Source organism: Massilia sp. YIM B02769 (assembly GCF_030411995.1).
Classification (GTDB): domain Bacteria; phylum Pseudomonadota; class Gammaproteobacteria; order Burkholderiales; family Burkholderiaceae_D; genus Telluria.
The window spans coordinates 92,297-110,151 of sequence record NZ_JASNRC010000005.1; the positions used below are offsets into that span (position 1 = coordinate 92,297).

Here is a 17,855-nt window from a genome sequence, read left to right on the forward strand (position 1 = left end):
GGGTGGCGCCGCTTCATATGTGTACAATGCAAGTTTTCGCATCGAGGACAAGCGTGGACAGGACTACCGGCGAGCATGCGTTCCTGGACAACGGCGGCGCGATGGGTGAACGCATCCGCGCGCGCGACTGGTCCGGCCATGCCCTGGGTCCGGTCTCGGGCTGGGCGCCAGCGCTGCGCACGGGCCTGGGCATCGTGCTCGGCTCGGCCTTTCCGACTTTCCTCGCCTGGGGCGAAGGCCTGACCCTGTTCTTCAACGACGCCTATGTGCCAATGCTCGGCAACAAGGCCGACACCGCCCTGGGCCGCCCCCACTCCGAGGTCTGGCACGAAGTCTGGCCCGAACTCGCGCCGTATATGCGCCGCGTACTCGGCGGCGAATCCTTTTTCTTCGAAAACTATCAGGTCACGCTGACGCGCCACGGCTACGAGGAGCAGGCCTGGTTTACGTTCTCGTACAGCCCCCTGCGCGACGAGACCGGCGCTGTGCGCGGCGTGATCTGCACCGTGATGGAAGTCACCGACAAGGTGCGGGTGCTGGCGCGCCACAAGGAAGCCGAGGAACGCCTGGCGCTGTCGCTCGAGGCCTCGGGCAATATCGGGACCTGGAGCTACGACCTCGATACCCTCGCCACCCACGTCGACGAGCGCTTCGCGCGCCTGTTCCAGGTCGAGGCGGCGCTGGCGCGCGAAGGCACGGAGCTGAACCGCTTCACCGACATGATCCACCCCGACGACCGGCCGCGCGTGCTGGCCGCCATCGAACACGCGATCCGCAGCGAGACCCTGTACGACATCGAGTACCGCATTCCGCAGCGCTCCGGCATCGACGTCTGGGTGAATGCGCGCGGCAAGGTGTTCGCCGATGCGGCGGGCGCGGATGGCCGAATGCGGCGGCGCTTCGCCGGCATCGCGGTCGACATCAGCGAACGCAAGGCGCAAGCCGAAGCGCTGCGCGCCAGCGAGGCGCGCGCCGAGGAAGACCGGCGCCGTCTCGACGCCCTGCTCGACGCCGCCCCGGTCGGCATCTTCTATGTCGACCGCGACGGCAAGCTGCTGGTCGCGAACGCCGCCAACAATGCGATCTGGGGCAATTATCCGCAAAGCCAGTCGGCCGATGAATACGGCGAGTGGCGCGGCTGGTATATCGACGGCCCGCGCGCCGGCGAACCGCTGGCTGGCGGCGACTGGCCGGTGGCGCGCGTGCTGGCCGGGCGCGAGCAGGACGCCGGCGTGTTCGAGATCGAGCCCTTCGATATTCCAGGGCTGCGGCGCACGGTGATGGTACGCGCCGCCGTGCTGCGCGACGCCAATGGCGAGATCGCCGGCGCGGTCGCCGCCCACATGGACATCACGCCGCAGGTGGCGGCCGAGAAGGCGCTGAAGGAAAGCGAGGGGCGTTTCCGCGCCATCGCCAACGTGATCCCGCAAATGGTGTGGGCCACCCACGTCGACAGCGGCGTCTATTATTTCAACGAGCGCTGGCAGGACTTCACCGGGCTTGATGCGGATGCATTGCAGGCAGGCGCCTGGCGCGGCGCCGTCCATCCCGACGACCGCGAGGCCCTGCACGCCAACTGGCAGCGCAGCCGCGACGCCGGCGTGCCCTTCGAGTTCGAGCACCGCCTGCGCCACCAGGGCGGCGAATACCGCTGGGTGCTGAGCCGCGCCCTGCCCTTCGCCGACGCGCACGGCAAGGTCACCGACTGGATGGGCACCCTGACCGACATCCACGCGCAAAAGACCGGCGAAGCCGAGCTGCGCGCCCAGGCACGCCGCAAGGACGAATTCCTGGCGATGCTGGCGCACGAGCTGCGCAACCCGCTGGCGCCGATCAGCAACGCGGCCCAGCTGCTCGGCATGCCGGGGCTGGACGAACGGCGCCTGCGCCAGTCGAGCGAGATCATCGCGCGCCAGGTGCGCCACATGACCGAGCTGGTGGATGACCTGCTGGACGTGTCGCGCGTCACGCGCGGCCTGGTGCAGCTCGACCGCGCGCTGGTCGACGTCGGCGCCGTGGTGGCGGGCGCGGTGGAACAGGCGCGCCCCTTGATCGAGGCGCGCGGCCACACGCTGGAACTCCAGCTCGACGCCGGCGGCCGGATCGACGGCGATCGCACGCGCCTGGTGCAGGTGCTGTCGAATTTGCTGAACAACGCCGCCAAGTACACGCCGCAGGGCGGGCGCATCGCGCTGCAGGTGGCGCGCAGCGAAGGCCAGGTGACGATCTCGGTGCGCGACAACGGCATCGGCATCGCCCCCGACGTGCTGCCCCAGGTGTTCGACCTCTTCACCCAGGCCGAGCGCACCCCGGACCGCTCCCAGGGCGGCCTCGGCCTGGGCCTGGCGCTGGTGAAAAGCCTGGTGCAGCTGCACGGCGGCAGCGTGCGCGCCGAGAGCGCGGGCCTGGGCCAGGGCAGCGTGTTCAGCGTGACGCTGCCGCTGGCGCAGCGCGAAGACGCGGCCCTGGCACAGGCCCAGGCCGGCTCCCCGGCGATACCGGGCGCCAGCGGCCGCGCGCGCATCCTGATCGTCGACGACAACCTGGATGCCGCCGCCTCGCTGACCGAGGTATTGCGCGCCTTCGGCCACGTGGTGGCGAGCGCCGCCTCCCCGCACGAGGCGCTGGCCATGGCGCAGCAGGACTGGCCGCAAATCTTCGTGCTCGACATCGGCCTGCCCGACATCGACGGCTACGAACTGGTGCGGCGGCTGCGCGCCCTGCAGGCCGGCCGTCCGGCCCTCTACCTGGCGCTGACCGGCTATGGCCAGGCGCACGACCGCGTGCTCTCGCGCAGCGCCGGTTTCGACCACCATTTTGTGAAACCGGTCGACCTGCGCGCCCTGGTTGCCGTCATCGACGGCATCGGGGCCGCGCCGTGACCGCTGCCGTTCCGTTTCCCCGCACGCACGCCAACCACGGTAGAGGCAGCTCTATGGCCGCTAGTGGTAGCATGATGCCCTACGCGTTTGCGCCCCTGGCACATGCGCCGCAACAGGGCCACCGCGTCGTCTTGACAGAAGACCCGGCGGCCCCAAGAATCCTTATTTATGCTGAAACCTGAAGAAGAAGTCCGCGACCCGGCCTATAACGCCGCCGAGTTCTGTTCCACCAAAGACGCCGCACGCCTGCTGGGCGTCTCGCACCGCACCGTCCAGCTGTGGGTCGAGAACGGCACCCTGCAGGCCTGGAAGACCGCCGGCGGCCACCGCCGCATCACCATGGCCTCGGTCAACAAGCTGGTCAACGAACGTCACGAGGCGACGGCCCCGGCCGCGCCGGCCGCCCTGCCGGAACCGGAAAAGTCCCGCCGCAAGAAGGTGCTGCTGGTCGACGACGACCGCACCCTGCTGCGCCTGTACGAACTGGAACTCCAGGGCTGGGACCTGCCGCTCGACGTGGTCAAGGCCCACGACGGCTTCGAGGCCCTGATCCGCATCGGCGAACAGCGCCCCGACCTGCTGGTTAGCGACCTGAGCATGCCCGGCATGGACGGCTTCCGCATGATCCGCACCCTGCGCGGCGACGCCGGCTATGGCCAGATGGCGATCATCGTCGTCAGCGGCCTGGACCGCGCCACCATCGCCTCGATGGGCCTGCCCGCCGACATCCCGGTGTTCCCGAAACCGGTGCCGTTCGCCCAGCTGCGCGCCGCCGTCGAGGATGCGCTGGACGTGCGGGCCGGCGTGGCCTGACACCGACCCGACGCCGCCGACCGCCATGCTGGAACCGACACTGCCACCCGACGAAGAGCGCCGCCTGCAGGTCCTGCTCGACCTGCAGCTGCTCGACACCGGCCCGGATGAATGTTTCGAGCGTATCACGCGACTCGCCTCGCGCCTGTTCGAGGTGCCGATCGCCTCGGTTGGGCTAGTCGACGCCCAGCGCGTCTGGTTCAAGTCGCATCTTGGCGTGGCCGAGCAGGAGATACCGCGCCGCACCTCGTTCTGCGCGCACGCCATCCTGCAGGATGGCGTGTTCGTGATCGAGGATGCGGGCGCGGACTGGCGTTTCGCCGACAACCCGTATGTGACCGGCCCGCACAACCTGCGCTTCTACGCCGCCCAGCCCGTCGCGGCACCTGATGGCAGCGTGGTCGGCACGCTTTGCCTGCTGGACCATGCGCCACGCCGCTTCAGCGAAGCCGAATGCGCTCTGCTGCGCGACCTCGGCGCCGTCGTGGCCAACGAATTCGCGTCGCGTGAACTGCGGCTTGCGCTGCGCCGGCAGCGCGAGAGCGAAACCTGGCTGCGCGCCCTGCTCGACCACCTGCCCGAAAGCGTGCTGATGCTCGACGACGCGGCCAAGGTGCTGTCGGTGAACCCGGCGGCCGAGCGCATGTTCGGCGCTCCCGCCGACCAGCTGGTGGGGCGCAGCCTGCAAAGCCTGCTGGTGGAAGCCGTGCCCGACCTGGTGCGCTGCCTGCCCGAAGGCCAGGTCTGCACGCGCGAAGGCACCGGCCGGCGCCTGGACGGACACACCTTCCCGCTCGAGATCTCGACCAGCGTGATGCACCTGGGCGGCTACCGCCGCTACGCCGCGATCGCGCGCGACAATGCGGCCCAGCTCGAAAATGCGCGCCGCATCCGCGCCGCCGGCGAACCCCGCGGCACCTTCTTCAAGATGGCCTCGCACGAACTGCGCACGCCGCTGGCCAGCATCCTCGGCTTTTCCGACCTGCTGCTCAAGCGCGATTTCGACGCCGCCACCGCGCGCGAACTGCTCGACATCGTGCACCGCCAGGCCACCCACCTGTCGGCCCTGGTGACCCAGGTGCTGGAACTGGCGCGCCTGGAAGCCGGCGGCCCGGCGGCGCTGCAGCTGGGGCCGCAGCGCATCGAGACGATCGTGGCCCAGGCGCTGAAATCGGTCGAGCATCGCGGCCAGAACGGGCGCATCGCGCTCGACCTCGGCGCCGGGCTGCCGCCGGTTGCCGCCGACGCCCACAAGCTGTGCGCGGCGCTGGTCCATGTGCTGGACAACAGCATCACCTACTCGGCGCCGGACAGCCCGATCACGGTGCGCGCCTGGCGCGGCCCGGACGCGGCCGTCGGCACCGTGCTGCTGCGCGTCAGCGACACCGGCATCGGCATGAGCGCCGAGCAGCAAGCCAGCATGTTCGAGGCCTTCTGGCGCGCCCAGCCCGGCGCCAAGCCGGACAGCACCGGCCTGGGCCTGGCCATCTTCCGCGAGACCATCGCCCTGCACAACGGCAGCATCGAGGTCGGCTCGACCCTGGGCCGCGGTACCGACATCACCATCACCTTGCCGGCCGCGGCCGAGATTCCCCATGCCTGAAGCCATCCTTGTCGTCGACGACCAGCCCGAACTGCGCCTCCTGATCCGCCTGACCCTGCAAACCGTGGGCAAGGTGGCCGTGGCCGGCTCCAGCCAGGAAATGCGCGAGCGCATCGCCGCCGAGCGCCCGCGCGTGATCGTGCTCGACGTCTCGCTCGGCCACGAGAACGGCCTGGAGATCTGTAGCGCGCTGAAGGCCGACCCAGGCACGCGCGACATCCGCATCCTGCTGCTGTCGGCGTTTGTCCAGGAAGCCGACATCGCCGCCGGCAAGGCGGCCGGCGCCGACGACTACATGGCCAAGCCCTTTGCCCCACGCGACCTGCAGACCGCGGTGGCGGCGCTGCTGGCTTGATGCAAACGATATGGCGCTGTCACCGTTAGCTATGGATGAGCAGTGAACTGTTGAGTTCATTCGTGGTCCAACCCGTCTCGCCATCGATACGGGTCGACCATGAAAGCACCGCGCTTCACGAAGTGGTTTGCGGCCTTGCCCGCACTGAACGGGCCACAGCGGCTGCGCGTCCTCGACGCCTTGCGGCCGGCTGCCGGGCTGCACCAGGTCCTGGCGCTGATCGCACAATGCAGGGCGGCCGGCCGCCGCTGCCCGCATTGCCAGTGCGAACGCTGGCACCGGCACGGCCACGCAAACGACCTGCAGCGCTACCGCTGCTTCTCATGCCGGCGCACCTTCAACGACTTGACCGGCACCCCGCTGGCGCGCCTGCGACTGCGCGGGAAATGGCTAGGCTATCTCGATGCGCTGCTTGCGTCGCGCCCGGTGCGCGCGGCGGCGGACACTGTCAAGGTGCACCGTAACACCGCCTTCCGCTGGCGCCATCGCTTCCTGGATCGGGTGAAGGAAGACCGCCCGGGTTGCCTGAACGGTATCGCCGAGGCCGACGAAATGTTCATCCTGGAATCGCAAAAAGGGTCGCGCAAGCTCGACCGGCCGGCGCGCAGGCGCGGCGGCGGCGCCGGCAGGCGCGGCATTTCACGCGAGCTCGACTGCATCCTCGTCGCGCGCGACCGCAACAAGCAGACCATCGATGCCGTCACCGGCCGCGGCCCCGTCAGCAAAGTCCAGCTGGAGCGCCACCTGCTGCCGTTTTTGGACAAGGACGTCTTGCTTGTGACAGACGCGAACGCGGCTTATCGGGCTTTCGCCCGCGCCCACGGTATCGCGCACCAAGCCGTGAATGTCAGCGCCGGCAAGCGTGTCCGCCCGCACCCCAACGGCGCCATCCACGTGCAGAACGTAAACGCCTATCACCAGCGTTTGCGCGAGTGGCTGGCGCCCTTCCACAGCGTGGCGTCGCGCTGGCTGCCGAACTACCTGGGCTGGCGCCGGATGCTCGATGGCGGAAAAGTGACGTCTGCCGATCAATTGTTTCGCCTTGCAATTGGGCTCATCCATAGCGAACGGTGACAGCGCCAACGATATTTGCCTGCAAGGCCTAAAATCGATAAAAACGATACCAAGATCGGCCAACGTCGCCCTATTCTTTGCTTGCAACCACCGCCAGGCAAATTTCGTGTATCATCGTCTTGCAATTGATTTACAGCAATATCTGTAGAAACCGAAACAAGCACCCCCATTCCATGAGCCGTTCCCTGATCCCTGGCGCCCTGTTGCTGGCCCTGCTCGCGCTTCCCGCGCAGGCGGGTACGGCCAACGCGTCCATGCAGGTCAGCTTCGTGCTCACCGAAGCCTGCACCGTCAGTGCGCAGGCGACTACCCCGACTGTATCGTGCTCGCACGACCGCCCCTACCGCCTCGGCCGCATCGACGCGGGCGTGCAGCAAAGCCCGCAGGCGCCGGACGGCGCCTGGACCATCTACTTCTGAGTCAGCCGAAGCGCGACTGGTATTCGCTCGGCAGCACGCCCAGTTGCGCCACGAATGCCCGGCGCAGGTTGTATTCGCTCCCATGGCCGCTTTGACGCGCCACCTGTTTTACCAGGGCGCCCGGCTGTTCCAGCAGCAGGCAGGCGCGCTCCAGGCGCAGCCGGGCCAGCAGCTGCGCCGGCGTCAGGCCGACTTCCGCCCCCAGCTTCCGGTACAGCGAACGCTCCGACAGCGCACAGGCGCTTGCCATCTGGCCGATATCGATCTGCCGGGCCAGGCGCGGGCGCAGCCAGGCGGTCAGCCGGGCGCTGACGCCCGGCGCCGGCGATTGCGCCAGCAATTCCGAGCTGAACTGGCGCTGTCCGCCCGGCCGCTTCAGGAACAGCACCATGCGCTTGGCCACCGCCAGCGCGGCCTCGCGTCCCAGGTCTTCCTCGACCAGGCTCAGCGCCAGGTCCATGCCGGCGCTGATGCCTGCCGAGGTACGGAACTTGCCATCCCTGACGTGCAGTGCGTCGTCCAGCACATGGAGCGCCGGCTGCTCGGCGCGCAGGGCGTCGACGTCGGCCCAGTGCGTGACCGCGCGGCGCCCCGCCAGCAAACCGGCGCGCGCCAGCACGAAACTCCCCGTGCACACCGACCAGCAACGCCCCGCCGCCGCGCCAGCCTGCGCGACCCAGTCCAGGGCGGCGCGGCCGGCCGCTTCGGCGGCGGAGGGCAAGTCATCGACCCGTCCACCCGAGACGATCAGCGTCGCACCTTCCAGGCCGATCGGGGGCAAGGCCTCCGCCAGCAGACTGATGCCTGAAGACGAGGCGACCACACCTCCGCCGGCTGCGACCAGGCGCATGCGGTAAGGCGGCGCCAGCCCGGCGTCACGCGCTTCGTCGTTTGCGCTCGAGAACACCTGGGCCGGGCCGGTGGCGTCGAGCAGCAGGAAGCCGGGGAAGACCAGGATGCAAATGTCGATGGCGGCGGCGCCATGGGGCCGGGTGGACGAGGCGGATCGGTTCATATTGGCAGATATTCATGCAAGGCTGACATTTCTGTCAAGCATCCCCCAACTACGATGGCGGCTCCCTTGTCGACCTGCGATCAACCGATGCCGAACCTGTCCTGCACCCGCCTTGCGAGCATTGCCGCCGCCATTTTCCTGTTCTCCGCCCTGGCGAACCGGGCCGCCGCCCAGGCGCCGCTGCCACCCGGCTGCCAGATGGCCGACGCCAACCCGGCCCCCGCCGAGCGCACCGAACCTGCCCCGGTCTTCCCGCCGGTCCAGCTGCAAGTGCGCACGCCGCTGGCGCCGGCCGTCTTGCCGGACGCGGGGCGCAACTACCTGCTCTACGAACTGCACCTGCAGAATTTCACCACGGAGGCCATGACGGTGCGCGGCGTCGAGGTGCGCGACGCCGACCGCCCGGACGCTGCCCCGCTGGCCGTGCTGGATGGCGCCGCGCTGCGTGAACGCCTGCGCCAGGTAACGATCGGCGACGATGCGGCGGAGATCCGGCGCCTCGGCGTCGGCCAGGGGGCGGTCGCCTTCCTGTGCCTGGCCTTCGATGCGAGCGCGCGGGTGCCTGCCAGGCTCAGGCATCGGATCCTGCTCGATACGGCGCAGGCGGATGGCCCTGCGGTTCCTGTCCGGCAAACGCCCCTGCCGCGCCTCGGCCGCCCCCTTGTGGGGCCGGACTGGACGCCCGGCAACAATCCGAGCCTGGCATCGCATCACCGCATGGGCCTGTGGGTGGTCGATGGCGAAGCGCGGATTTCGCGCCGCTATGCGCTCGACTGGAAAAAATACGACAAGGATGGCAAGGCGTATGCCGGGGACCCGCGCGACGTGCGCGCCTATTACGCCTATGGCCAGAAGGTGCTGGCCGTGGCCGATGGTCTTGTGGTGGACGCGCGCGACGGCTTCCCCGACAACGTCCCGAAAACCGGGGCCGGCTTCACGCCGGCGCGCCTGGTGACACTGGACAGCATCGGCGGCAACCAGGTCGTCCTCGACCTGGGCAATGGCCGGTTCGCCGCCTATTACCACCTGCAGCCGGGCAGCGTGTCGGTCAAGCCGGGCCAGCGCGTGCGGCGCGGCCAGCCGCTGGCGCGCATCGGCAATTCGGGCGACGCCCGCTGGCCGCACCTGCACTTCCAGGTGACGGACCGGGCCGATGCGATGGCGAGCGAAGGCCTGCCCTTCGTGTTCGGCCATTACCGGGTCAAGGCCGCCGGCGGCGCGTGGGAAACGCGCCGCGACGCGTATCCGATGGGCGATGTCGTGCTCGACTTCGGCCCCGATGGCGCCGCTCAGAAGTAGATCGTCGCGGTGACCGTGTCCTTGTAGTCCCCCGGCGACGGCGTGGTCTGCTTCGGCACGCTGCCGAAGATCGGCACGCTCTGCACGGCGCCGGTCCCGGTGCCGGTCACCATGCTGGTACCCAGGCTGCCGTCGCCCCAGACCGGGCCGTCGGGCGTGCCCGAGATCGCATACAGCACCATTTCGCCCGTGCTGGGGTTGCGCATGCGGCGCGCGGCGACGGTGCCGTTCAAGCCGCCGTTCAGGCTGATGCGATAGGCGTTGTTGGCCGTGCACTGCACCGACAGCGCCGCATTGGCGCGCACGGTGCCGGTCAACACAGTGCTGGCGCCGAAGGCCAGGTTCGAGGCGTTGATCACGCAGTTGTTGATGACCGTGGCGCGCACGCGGAACGGCACCGTGGCGCTGGCGCCGGCCGTGCAGGGCGAGGACACCAGGCTCCAGAACGCATAGTTGATGATGGCTTCGCCGGAAAAGTCGCTGGAAAACACGGTGTCGACGTTGCCTACCGTGCCGACGCCGCCCAGCGCATTCCCGGGAATCTTGCCGTAGATGGTGAAGGTCGCCGTCTGGGTTCCGAGCGACAGCAGGCCGGCGCTCATGTTGAGGTTCAGGCCGGTCGGGCTGCCTGGCGTGCTGGGGCTGCCCCAGACCGACGCGGCGGCGTAGCTGCTGTCGCGGTAGAGGTTGAACGGCAGGCGCCCGGTGCCGCCGGTCATGGTGCGCCACTGGCCCTGGACGCCGCCGGTCCCGAGGCCGAGGTTGACGCAGATCGACGCATTCGGGAACAGCAGTTGCGGCGGGATCCCGGTCAACAGGCCCCAGGTGCAGCTGACCGTCAGGGTGCCGCTGGCGTAGCTGTCGGCGCCCGCGATCGGGCTGACGTTGGCGAACACGATGTCGGTCATGGTGCCGCTGCAGCTGTCGGCGCGCGCCGCGCCCGCTCCCATCAGCCAGAACACGGCCGCCAGGGCCACTACCCGCATCAGGCGCTTGCACCTCGACTTATACGACATTACTTTCCTCCCTTGATGGGCACGCAGGTCAGCGGCCCGATGCTTGCCATGCCGCTGGCCGCAGCCGCGGCTGCGGCCGGATAGCGGAACTTTACTTCGCATGCGCCGTCCCGTGCGCGCAGCACGAGGCGGTTGTCGGCGCCCGCGTTCTCGACGAAGACCACGCCGTCGTGGCCGACGATGGTGGCGGCGCCGCCGTCCACTTCCACCGCCGTGCCCAGGGCGACCGGCCGGCCCTGGGCATCGTGCACGGTGACGCTGGCCGCCTGGTAGCGCTCGAGGGTGAAGCCGGCCACCACGCCCGACAGCAGGCGCGGCGCGATCTCGACGCTGGTGGCGCGCACGCGCACGTCGAGCGGCAGGTCGCTGGCGTCGATCGCCAGCTGGTTGGCCGCGTACGGCACCAGGTCGGGCACCAGCAGGCGGCCGTGGCGGTCGGTGCGGCCGATGACGCGGTTTTCCTGCAGCACCGGCACGTCCGCCACCCCGGCCGACACCAGCGCAAAGGCGCGCCCCACCTGGCGCGCCGGCAGCAGCGCGCCATCCATGGCGACCAGGGCGCCGGTGGCGTTCAGGGCGGTCGTGACGGCGGCGCCGCTGTCCTGCACCAGCACGCCCACCTGGCCGGCATTGCCGAGGTATTGGAGTTGCGCCTGGCCGTAGCGCTGGCCGGCCTGGCTGGCGCTTTGCACGTTCCAGCCGAAGCCGCCGGCGAAATCGGCCGAGCGGTTCAGGCCCACGTTCCAGGTCGGATCGCCGCCACGGCGCCCGCCGCCGACGCTGGCGCCGATCCGGCCCGGCAGGCTGAAGCTGAGCGAGGCCGAGACCCCGCGCGCCGACGCCAGCCCGAGGTCCTGGTAGGCGTTCACGCCCAGGTAGGCGCCCTCGCCCAGGCGCATCGACCAGGCCAGCGAGGCGATGCGCGAGGTGGTTTGCCCAGGCGCGCCGCCGGCCAGGCGGTAGGCGACCAGGCTGGCGCTCACCGATTGCCCGGCCGAGGGCGAGAAATTCGCGGTGATGCGGTCGTCGACGCGGCTCACCGGCACGCCTTCGCGGGTGCCGAGGTCGGCGTAGCCGGCGCTGGCGCGGGTGCTCTGCACGTCGAACGACAAGCGCGGCGACAGATACTGGTAGCCGAGCGTGGCCTGGACGCCGCGCCCATCGCCGCCGCTGGCGGCCAGGGCGCCATGCAGCACGCCGGCGTGCCCGAGCCGGACCAGGGCGCCGGCGCCGGCATTCGCCACGCCGGCGCCGGCTTCCGCATGCGCTTCCAGCGTCAGCGCGTCGTTGACGCCATGGCGCAGCGAGCCGGTCAGCGCCGGGCGCGCGGCATAGCTGAACGAGCGCAGGCCATAGTCGCGCCGCGGCAGGCCGAAAGCGACGGCGTAGTCGGACAGGCCGGGCGCCAGCAAGCGGGTGTCGACATACAGCGGCACCGAGGTGGCGACTTCGCGCCCCAGGCTGTCGCGCGTGACCACGGTGGCCTGGCCGGCGCCGTTCAGGCCGGCCACCTGGTCGAGCACGAAGGGGCCATCCGGCACCGTCGAGCTGTACTGCTGCATGCCGTTCACGTACAGGGCGACGCTGCTCGGCACCACGGCCGAGCCGGCGATCCGGGCCATCGGGTAGGTCACCAGGTCGGGGCGCAGGTCGAAATTCTTGCGCCACTCGATGCCGCCGATGCGCAGCGAGCGCGACCAGCTGAGCGAGCGCGTGATCAGGTCGCCCACCTGGAGCGAGGTCAGGGCCACCGGGTCGGCCCAGCTCCAGGAGGTGTCGTGGCGCAGGTAGCGGCGCCCGCCGCCGCTCAGGCCGACCACGCCGGTGCTGCTGAGCGCCCCGCGTTCGTCGAACCAGCGCAGCTCGTGCAGCATCGAGGTGCGCGCGTTGGCGCCGAGCTGGGCGTACACATCGTAGTTGAGCAGCATGCCGGGACTGGCGCTGCCCGCCCCGACCGGCCGGGCGTTGCGCGCCTGCAGGCGCACGGGCGTGCGCAGGGCATCGGCCAGGCGCAGGGCGATGCTCTGGGCGGCGGCGTCGAAGCTGTAGGTAAGGCCGGGAAGCGCGTCGAGATCGCGCTCGCGCGCGTCGCCGAAGCCGAGGGCCGCCGGGTCCAGGCCGAGTTCGCGCAGGGTGTCGGCATCGACGCGCAGGCCTTGCGGTCCGCGCGTGAAACGGGCAACGGCGCCGGTGGCGGCGCCGTTCAGGGTGACTTCGAGGTAGAGCTCGACCGGGGCGGCCGCGTTGGCCGGGTTGGCGGGAAGGTTGGCTGCGGGCGCGCCCGCCTGTGCGCGTGCCGGCAGCGGCAAGGCCGCAGCCAGGGCAAACGCCATGGCAAGCGCCATGGCAAGCGCCGGGAACGCGCAGGACAGCAGCGCGCGTGCGCGGTTACCGCCTCGCTTCATCGGCCGTTCACTTGCCGCCGGCGCTCTCCGCCGCCACGCTGGGGGCTGCGCTGCTGGGGCGCGCATTCACGTTGGCGCGCACGGTGAGCGGCGCGCTTAGGCGCACCGACGGCTCCACCGGCAGGCGCCATTCGCGTTCGCGCCCGGCCAGGGCGTAGCCGAGCAGGCCCTTGCTGATTTCCGTTTCCTTGCCGGCGCCGTCGACCAGGCTGGCCGCGCCCACTTGGGCATGCAGCGCGCCGCTGTTCCGCACGCGCAGCACCCAGGCATTGTCCTTGCGCAGCACGCTCCAGGCCAGATTCGGCGCCGCGGCTTCGTCGACCGGCGCCACGAACACCGGCACCGAATATTGCAGGCGGATCGCCACGCCCGAGGCCTGCTCGTCCTCGCGCGGGATCTCGTCGATCAGCAGGCGATAGGTGCGTTCGCCGGCCGCGGCGCCGGCGGCCGCGCCGCCCTTGCGCACCAGGCGGATGGTCTGGCTGCCCTTGGCGCCGACTTCGATGATCGGCGGGCTGGCCACCAGTTCGTCGGTCGGAGTCAGCACGTCTTCGCCGTTGCGCTGGTTCCAGGCGAATACCCGCACCTGGCCGTACACCGGGCGCTCGCCCAGGTTCTGCAGGTTGATGCCGCCCGCCGCCTGGTTGGCGCGCAGGCTGATCGAAACCGGCGAAATCTGCAGGCTGGCCGCCTGCGCGCCCAGGGCCAGGACGGAGCCGGCGAGCGCGGCCAGGACGATGAAGGGGGACAGGCGCGCGCGCAGTGACGGGAAGCGGATCATCTATCAGAAGTAGACGGTGGCGGTGATGGTGGATTTGTAATTGTCCGGCGTCGGCGTGTTCTGGGCCGGAATCTCGCCGTAGACGGTCAGGTTCTGGGCGGCGCCGTTGCCGGTGCCGGCCAGGGTGTTGTTGCCCTGGGTTGCGCCCCATGGGGTGCCGCCCTGTGCCTGGTACAGGTTGAACTGGATGGTCTCGGTGTTGCTGCCGGTGCCGCGCATGTAGCGGGTGGTGCCGCTCGAACCCGGGCCGGTGCCCTGGTCAAGACCGATGTTGTACGGGGTGGTGTTGCTGCAGGTGACGCTGATGTTCGCGGTGGCCGCAACCGTGCTCGACAGCACGCCCTGCCGCTGGCCGAAGTCCAGGCCGTTTGCCGAGATGGCGCAGTCGGCGTTGATGCGCAAGGTCACATCGAAGCTCGCAGGCTGGCCCGACTTGGCATAGACGGCGGCGTTGGCCAGTGCCGGGAAGGCTGCGATGACGATGGCGCCGAAGGCGGCGGCGCGAAGCTTGGCTGCGAACATGGATTCCCCTGTAAAAAATCGAAATTGATGAATTGCCGTACATCAACTATACGACAATTACCGAAAACGGTAAAGTCGAAACTTTCAGAAATTTCGATACGAGTTGCGCAAAAGCATCACTCAGATTTTTTCGTCGCTCACTCCATGGTGACAGTGGTTTTCGCCGGCGCCACCGACACTTCGCGCGGCAGGTTCACGTGGAATACCGTGCCGCCACCCGGGGCGTCCGCGATCGAGATCGTGCCGCCGTGTTCCTCGACGATGCGCTTGCAGATCGCCAGGCCGAGGCCGGTGCCGCCCTGCGGCTTGCCGCCATCCTTCTGGGCGATCTGGACGAAGGGCTGGAACACGCGCTCGCGCAGCTCGGGGCGGATGCCGGGGCCGCGGTCGGCCACCGACAGGCGCGCCCCGTTGGCCTGGGCGATCACATGCAGGATCACGGCGCTGCCGGACGGCGCCACCTTGATCGCATTCGACAGCAGGTTGGTCATCACCTGGGTCATGCGGTCGTAGTCGATCAAGGCCACGGCTTCCTGGGCATTGGCGCCGGTGTCGAGCACCAGCGAGACGTTGTTGGCGGTGGCCATGCCCTGCATGGTGCGGATCGCCTCGCGCGCCAGCGGCAGCACCGGCTGGGTGACGGGGATGAAGGACATCATGCCGGCCTCGATCTTCTGGATGTCGAGCATGTCGTCGACCAGGCGGTTCAGGCGGATGCAGTTGTTGTAGCAGATGTCGATCAGTTCCATCACGTCGGGCGAGAGTTCGCCCATGGCGCCGTCGGCCAGCAGGGCCAGCGAGGCGCGGATCGAGGTCAGCGGCGTGCGCAGCTCGTGCGAGACGGTGCCGACGAATTCGTTCTTGGCGCGGTCGATGCGCTTGCGCTCGCTGATGTCGCGCAGGAAGATGCTGAGCATGGTGCTCTCGCCCTGCCCGGTCAGGCTGGTGCTCATCTCGACCGGGATCTCGGCGCCGTGGCGGTCGATCACCACGCGTTCGACGCGGCGGTCGAGCGCACCCTGGCGGTTCGAGGCCAGCAGCTGCGGCAAGGCGTCGCTGTCGCTGCCGCGCAGCGGGTCGGCCAGGTTCAGGTCGTCGAGGCGGCGGCCCAGGGCTTCGGCGCGGCGCCAGCCGAGCATCTGTTCGGCCTGCGGATTCCATTCGCTGATGCAGCCCTTCAGGTCGACCCCGATAAAGGCATCCTGGGCGGTGTCGACAATCGCGCGGATGCGCATTTCGCTGCCCTGGACGGTTTCCAGGGCGCGCCGCAGTTCCACCGTGCGCGACTCGACCAGCTGTTCCAGGGTGCCGTTCAGCTGCTGCAGCTGGCGGCGCCGCTCGCCGAGATCGAACACCAGCGAATTCAGGGAGCGGCTCAGGGCCGCCACTTCCTCGTAGGGGCCGCCGCTGGCGATCGCGACCTCGGCGCCGTCGCGCAGTTCGCCGGCCGAGGCAGCCAGCTGCTTGAGCGGACGGGTGATGCGGCGTGCCAGCGCCATCCCGACCAGCGAGAACAGGAGGGCCAGGATCAGGCCGCTGACCAGCGCATAGCGGCGCATTTCGTCAAGCGGCTGCCAGGCAAGATCGGCGGGCTGGCGCACCAGCACCACCCAGCCCAGGCCCGGATAGCTGGCGTAGCCGCTGCCCTTCTGGTAACCGACCAGGTAATCCTTGCCGTCCGGCCAGCGCTCGACCGTGTAGTCGCCGCGCCGGGTTGGCGTGGCATTCCGGAAGCTCTCCAACGACAGCGTGGTGTCCATCAGTTCCTTCGGCCCGAGCAGCACGCGCCCGGTCGAACTCAGGATCAGGGTTTGAACGGTGCCTTCGCGGTCGGCCGAACCGACCACCGAGCGCTCGACGTCGCGCGCCCAATTCCACGACAAATGGGCGCCGAGCACGCCGCGCACCCTGCCCTCGTCGTCGGCGAACGGAAACGCCACGTCGACGAAGCGGCGCGGCGCGTTGCCCTCCTGCGGCGGCAGCAGCTTGTCGAGCAGCAGGGCTTCGTGCACGTCGCCGACGTGGCCGCCGCGCAGGCCGTCGGCGAACCAGGGGCGCTTCGACACGTCGGCGCCTTCCAGCAGGCCGTTCGAGGCGACCAGCACCTTGCCGTCGAGGTCGGTCACGCCCAGCCACTCGTAGTAGGCATAGCTCTGCTGCACCCGCGCCAGGGCCTGGCGCCGCTGGTTCAGGTTGTAGTCGGGATTGGTGAGGATGGTGCGGCTGGCGATCAACCCGACCTCGCGGTAGCGCTCGAACATGCCGCGTTCGAGCTTGTCGGAAGTCTGGGCAGCCAGGTCGGCCAGGCTATTGCCGATCCGGATCTTGATCTGGTCGACGGCGCGGCGCTCGACCACGGCGACCAGGGCCAGGGTCAGCACGACCGACAGCAGCGAAAACGCCAGCGCCAGCTGGGCGCCGAGACCGCGTGGGATAAAACTGTTGAGTTTGCTTTGCAAGGCAGCCCTCTGGTTGATCCGATGACGCCGACGTGCCGAGGCTACCATATTGCGAAATGCCGAGCGGTTAGCTTGCCAGGCGTGCGGATTCATGCGCCTTGCATGAAGTGCGCACCGGGCGCACGCGGGACCGTGCCGTTGCGCCGGAACGCGGCCATGCGGTGGTCTAGCGCAGTATAAGGAGGGGCGGGTTGCTTGTTGAGGACAATAAATGCATAACAAAAAGGCGCTGTTCATGAAACAAGTGAATCGCCGCCTTCCGCGCCCGGGACTGCCATTGCTATTCGCCATGCGAAGGAGGAGACGGCATGCGCCCGATATCGGCCCGGGCGCGCCAGGCATCCGCGAACCGATCCTGCGCGACACCGTCTGCTTGCCCGCACCCGGCCGAGGACACATGCAAGCCGCTGCGCGACCTGGTGCTGGACGCCGGTTTGTTTACCGACCAAGAACTTATCCGGCGGTGCTGGCCGCGGGCTTGCGCCGCGGCGCCGGCGCCGCCAGCACCATGCCCAGGCGCAGCGCGGTTTCGGTGACGCTGTCGAGCGACGGCTGGTAGCCCTGCTCGATCCAGCGCAGCGCGATGTGCATCACGCCGCCCACGATGCCGGACTGCAGCAGCTCGTCCCCGGCGGCGCCGGGTGCGGCGTAGCGCGCCACTTCCTGCCCGATCGCGCGCAGCGAGGCGTCGAAGGCCTTGTCGACGGCGCGGCTGACACCACGGATCTCGACCAGGAACACGCGCGCCGACAGCGGATCGCGCTGCAGCGCCGCAAAATAAGCCTTCAGCATGGCCCGCCCCTTGTCGCCGCGCGTCTTGCCGGCCGCCTTCCCGGCCGCCGCGATCTCGCCGAAGACCTGGTAGGTCACGGCGTTGTAGGAGGTGATCAGGAGATCTTCGCTGTTCTCGAACGACTCGTAGAAGTAACGCTCGGTGAGGCCGGCCGCTTCGCACACCGCCTTGACGGTCGCCTGCCGGTAGCCGCGTTCGCCATACACGGCGATCGCCGCCGCGATCAGCTTGCTGCGCCGCTGGGCACGGCGTTCTTCGGGCGACACGCCGCGGTAGGCGCGTGCAGGTTGAGGGTCTGGGGTGGCTGGCGTCATCCATCTATTTTGACACACCCACGCTGCGCGACGGAAAGTTTCGTCTTGCCATACGAAAGTTGACAATGTAGAGTGTCAATTAGAAAAAACTCATCAAACCATCAC

At 69.2% G+C, this 17,855-nt stretch carries 14 protein-coding genes; 7 read left to right on the plus strand and 7 right to left on the minus strand.

The window, feature by feature from the left end; translation table 11 throughout:
* The first annotated feature begins 53 nt into the window (after positions 1 to 53).
* The 6 genes from QPK31_RS09440 (at position 54) to QPK31_RS09465 (ending at position 7,146) form a co-directional block, all read left to right on the plus strand.
* A complete protein-coding gene (locus QPK31_RS09440; protein ID WP_290422678.1) occupies positions 54 to 2,882 on the plus strand; it encodes a PAS domain S-box protein in 2,829 nt (942 codons plus the stop codon).
* 168 nt (positions 2,883 to 3,050) lie between these two features.
* Positions 3,051 to 3,695 carry a response regulator gene (locus QPK31_RS09445; RefSeq protein WP_290422679.1) on the plus strand — a complete coding sequence of 215 codons (645 nt, stop codon included), beginning with the start codon at positions 3,051 to 3,053 and terminating at the stop codon, positions 3,693 to 3,695.
* 25 nt (positions 3,696 to 3,720) lie between these two features.
* A complete protein-coding gene (locus QPK31_RS09450; RefSeq protein ID WP_290422680.1) occupies positions 3,721 to 5,298 on the plus strand; it encodes an ATP-binding protein in 1,578 nt (525 codons plus the stop codon).
* The gene (locus tag QPK31_RS09455) at positions 5,291 to 5,653 is read left to right on the plus strand and encodes a two-component system response regulator (protein ID WP_290422681.1); all 363 of its coding nucleotides are present in this window, start codon (positions 5,291 to 5,293) and stop codon (positions 5,651 to 5,653) included. The genes QPK31_RS09450 and QPK31_RS09455 overlap by 8 nt, the downstream gene beginning before the upstream one ends.
* Positions 5,654 to 5,752: 99 nt before the next feature.
* On the plus strand, positions 5,753 to 6,727 hold the full coding sequence (locus QPK31_RS09460) for an IS1595 family transposase (protein WP_290422682.1): 975 nt from the start codon (positions 5,753 to 5,755) through the stop codon (positions 6,725 to 6,727).
* A gap of 173 nt (positions 6,728 to 6,900) precedes the next feature.
* Complete coding sequence (locus QPK31_RS09465; protein WP_290422683.1) at positions 6,901 to 7,146, plus strand: hypothetical protein; 246 nt, start codon at positions 6,901 to 6,903, stop codon at positions 7,144 to 7,146.
* A 1-nt stretch (position 7,147) separates the two neighbouring features.
* Here the strand turns inward: QPK31_RS09465 and QPK31_RS09470 are convergent, their stop codons facing one another.
* Positions 7,148 to 8,161, minus strand: coding sequence for a GlxA family transcriptional regulator (locus QPK31_RS09470; RefSeq protein ID WP_290422684.1), 1,014 nt, complete (start codon positions 8,159 to 8,161; stop codon positions 7,148 to 7,150).
* Positions 8,162 to 8,215: 54 nt separating this feature from the next.
* On the opposite strand from QPK31_RS09470, the gene QPK31_RS09475 reads away from it, so the two are divergent.
* Positions 8,216 to 9,460 (plus strand): M23 family metallopeptidase, encoded by a 1,245-nt coding sequence (locus tag QPK31_RS09475; RefSeq protein WP_290422685.1) that lies wholly within the window; start codon positions 8,216 to 8,218, stop codon positions 9,458 to 9,460.
* On the opposite strand, the gene QPK31_RS09480 is transcribed toward QPK31_RS09475, so the two are convergent.
* From QPK31_RS09480 to QPK31_RS09505, 6 genes are all read right to left on the minus strand, one after another.
* Complete coding sequence (locus QPK31_RS09480; protein ID WP_290422686.1) at positions 9,451 to 10,476, minus strand: spore coat U domain-containing protein; 1,026 nt, start codon at positions 10,474 to 10,476, stop codon at positions 9,451 to 9,453. The genes QPK31_RS09475 and QPK31_RS09480 overlap by 10 nt on opposite strands.
* Positions 10,476 to 12,881, minus strand: coding sequence for a fimbria/pilus outer membrane usher protein (locus QPK31_RS09485; protein WP_290422687.1), 2,406 nt, complete (start codon positions 12,879 to 12,881; stop codon positions 10,476 to 10,478). Before QPK31_RS09485 ends, QPK31_RS09480 begins: the two co-directional genes overlap by 1 nt.
* 7 nt (positions 12,882 to 12,888) lie before the next feature.
* Positions 12,889 to 13,662 (minus strand): molecular chaperone, encoded by a 774-nt coding sequence (locus QPK31_RS09490; protein ID WP_290422688.1) that lies wholly within the window; start codon positions 13,660 to 13,662, stop codon positions 12,889 to 12,891.
* 3 nt (positions 13,663 to 13,665) lie between these two features.
* On the minus strand, positions 13,666 to 14,184 hold the full coding sequence (locus QPK31_RS09495) for a spore coat U domain-containing protein (protein ID WP_290422689.1): 519 nt from the start codon (positions 14,182 to 14,184) through the stop codon (positions 13,666 to 13,668).
* 137 nt (positions 14,185 to 14,321) lie between these two features.
* Positions 14,322 to 16,643: a sensor histidine kinase gene (locus QPK31_RS09500; protein ID WP_290422690.1), complete on the minus strand. Its 2,322-nt coding sequence runs from the start codon at positions 16,641 to 16,643 to the stop codon at positions 14,322 to 14,324.
* Positions 16,644 to 17,096: 453 nt separating this feature from the next.
* Positions 17,097 to 17,750, minus strand: coding sequence for a TetR/AcrR family transcriptional regulator (locus QPK31_RS09505; RefSeq protein WP_290422691.1), 654 nt, complete (start codon positions 17,748 to 17,750; stop codon positions 17,097 to 17,099).
* Between the last annotated feature and the right edge of the window lie 105 nt (positions 17,751 to 17,855).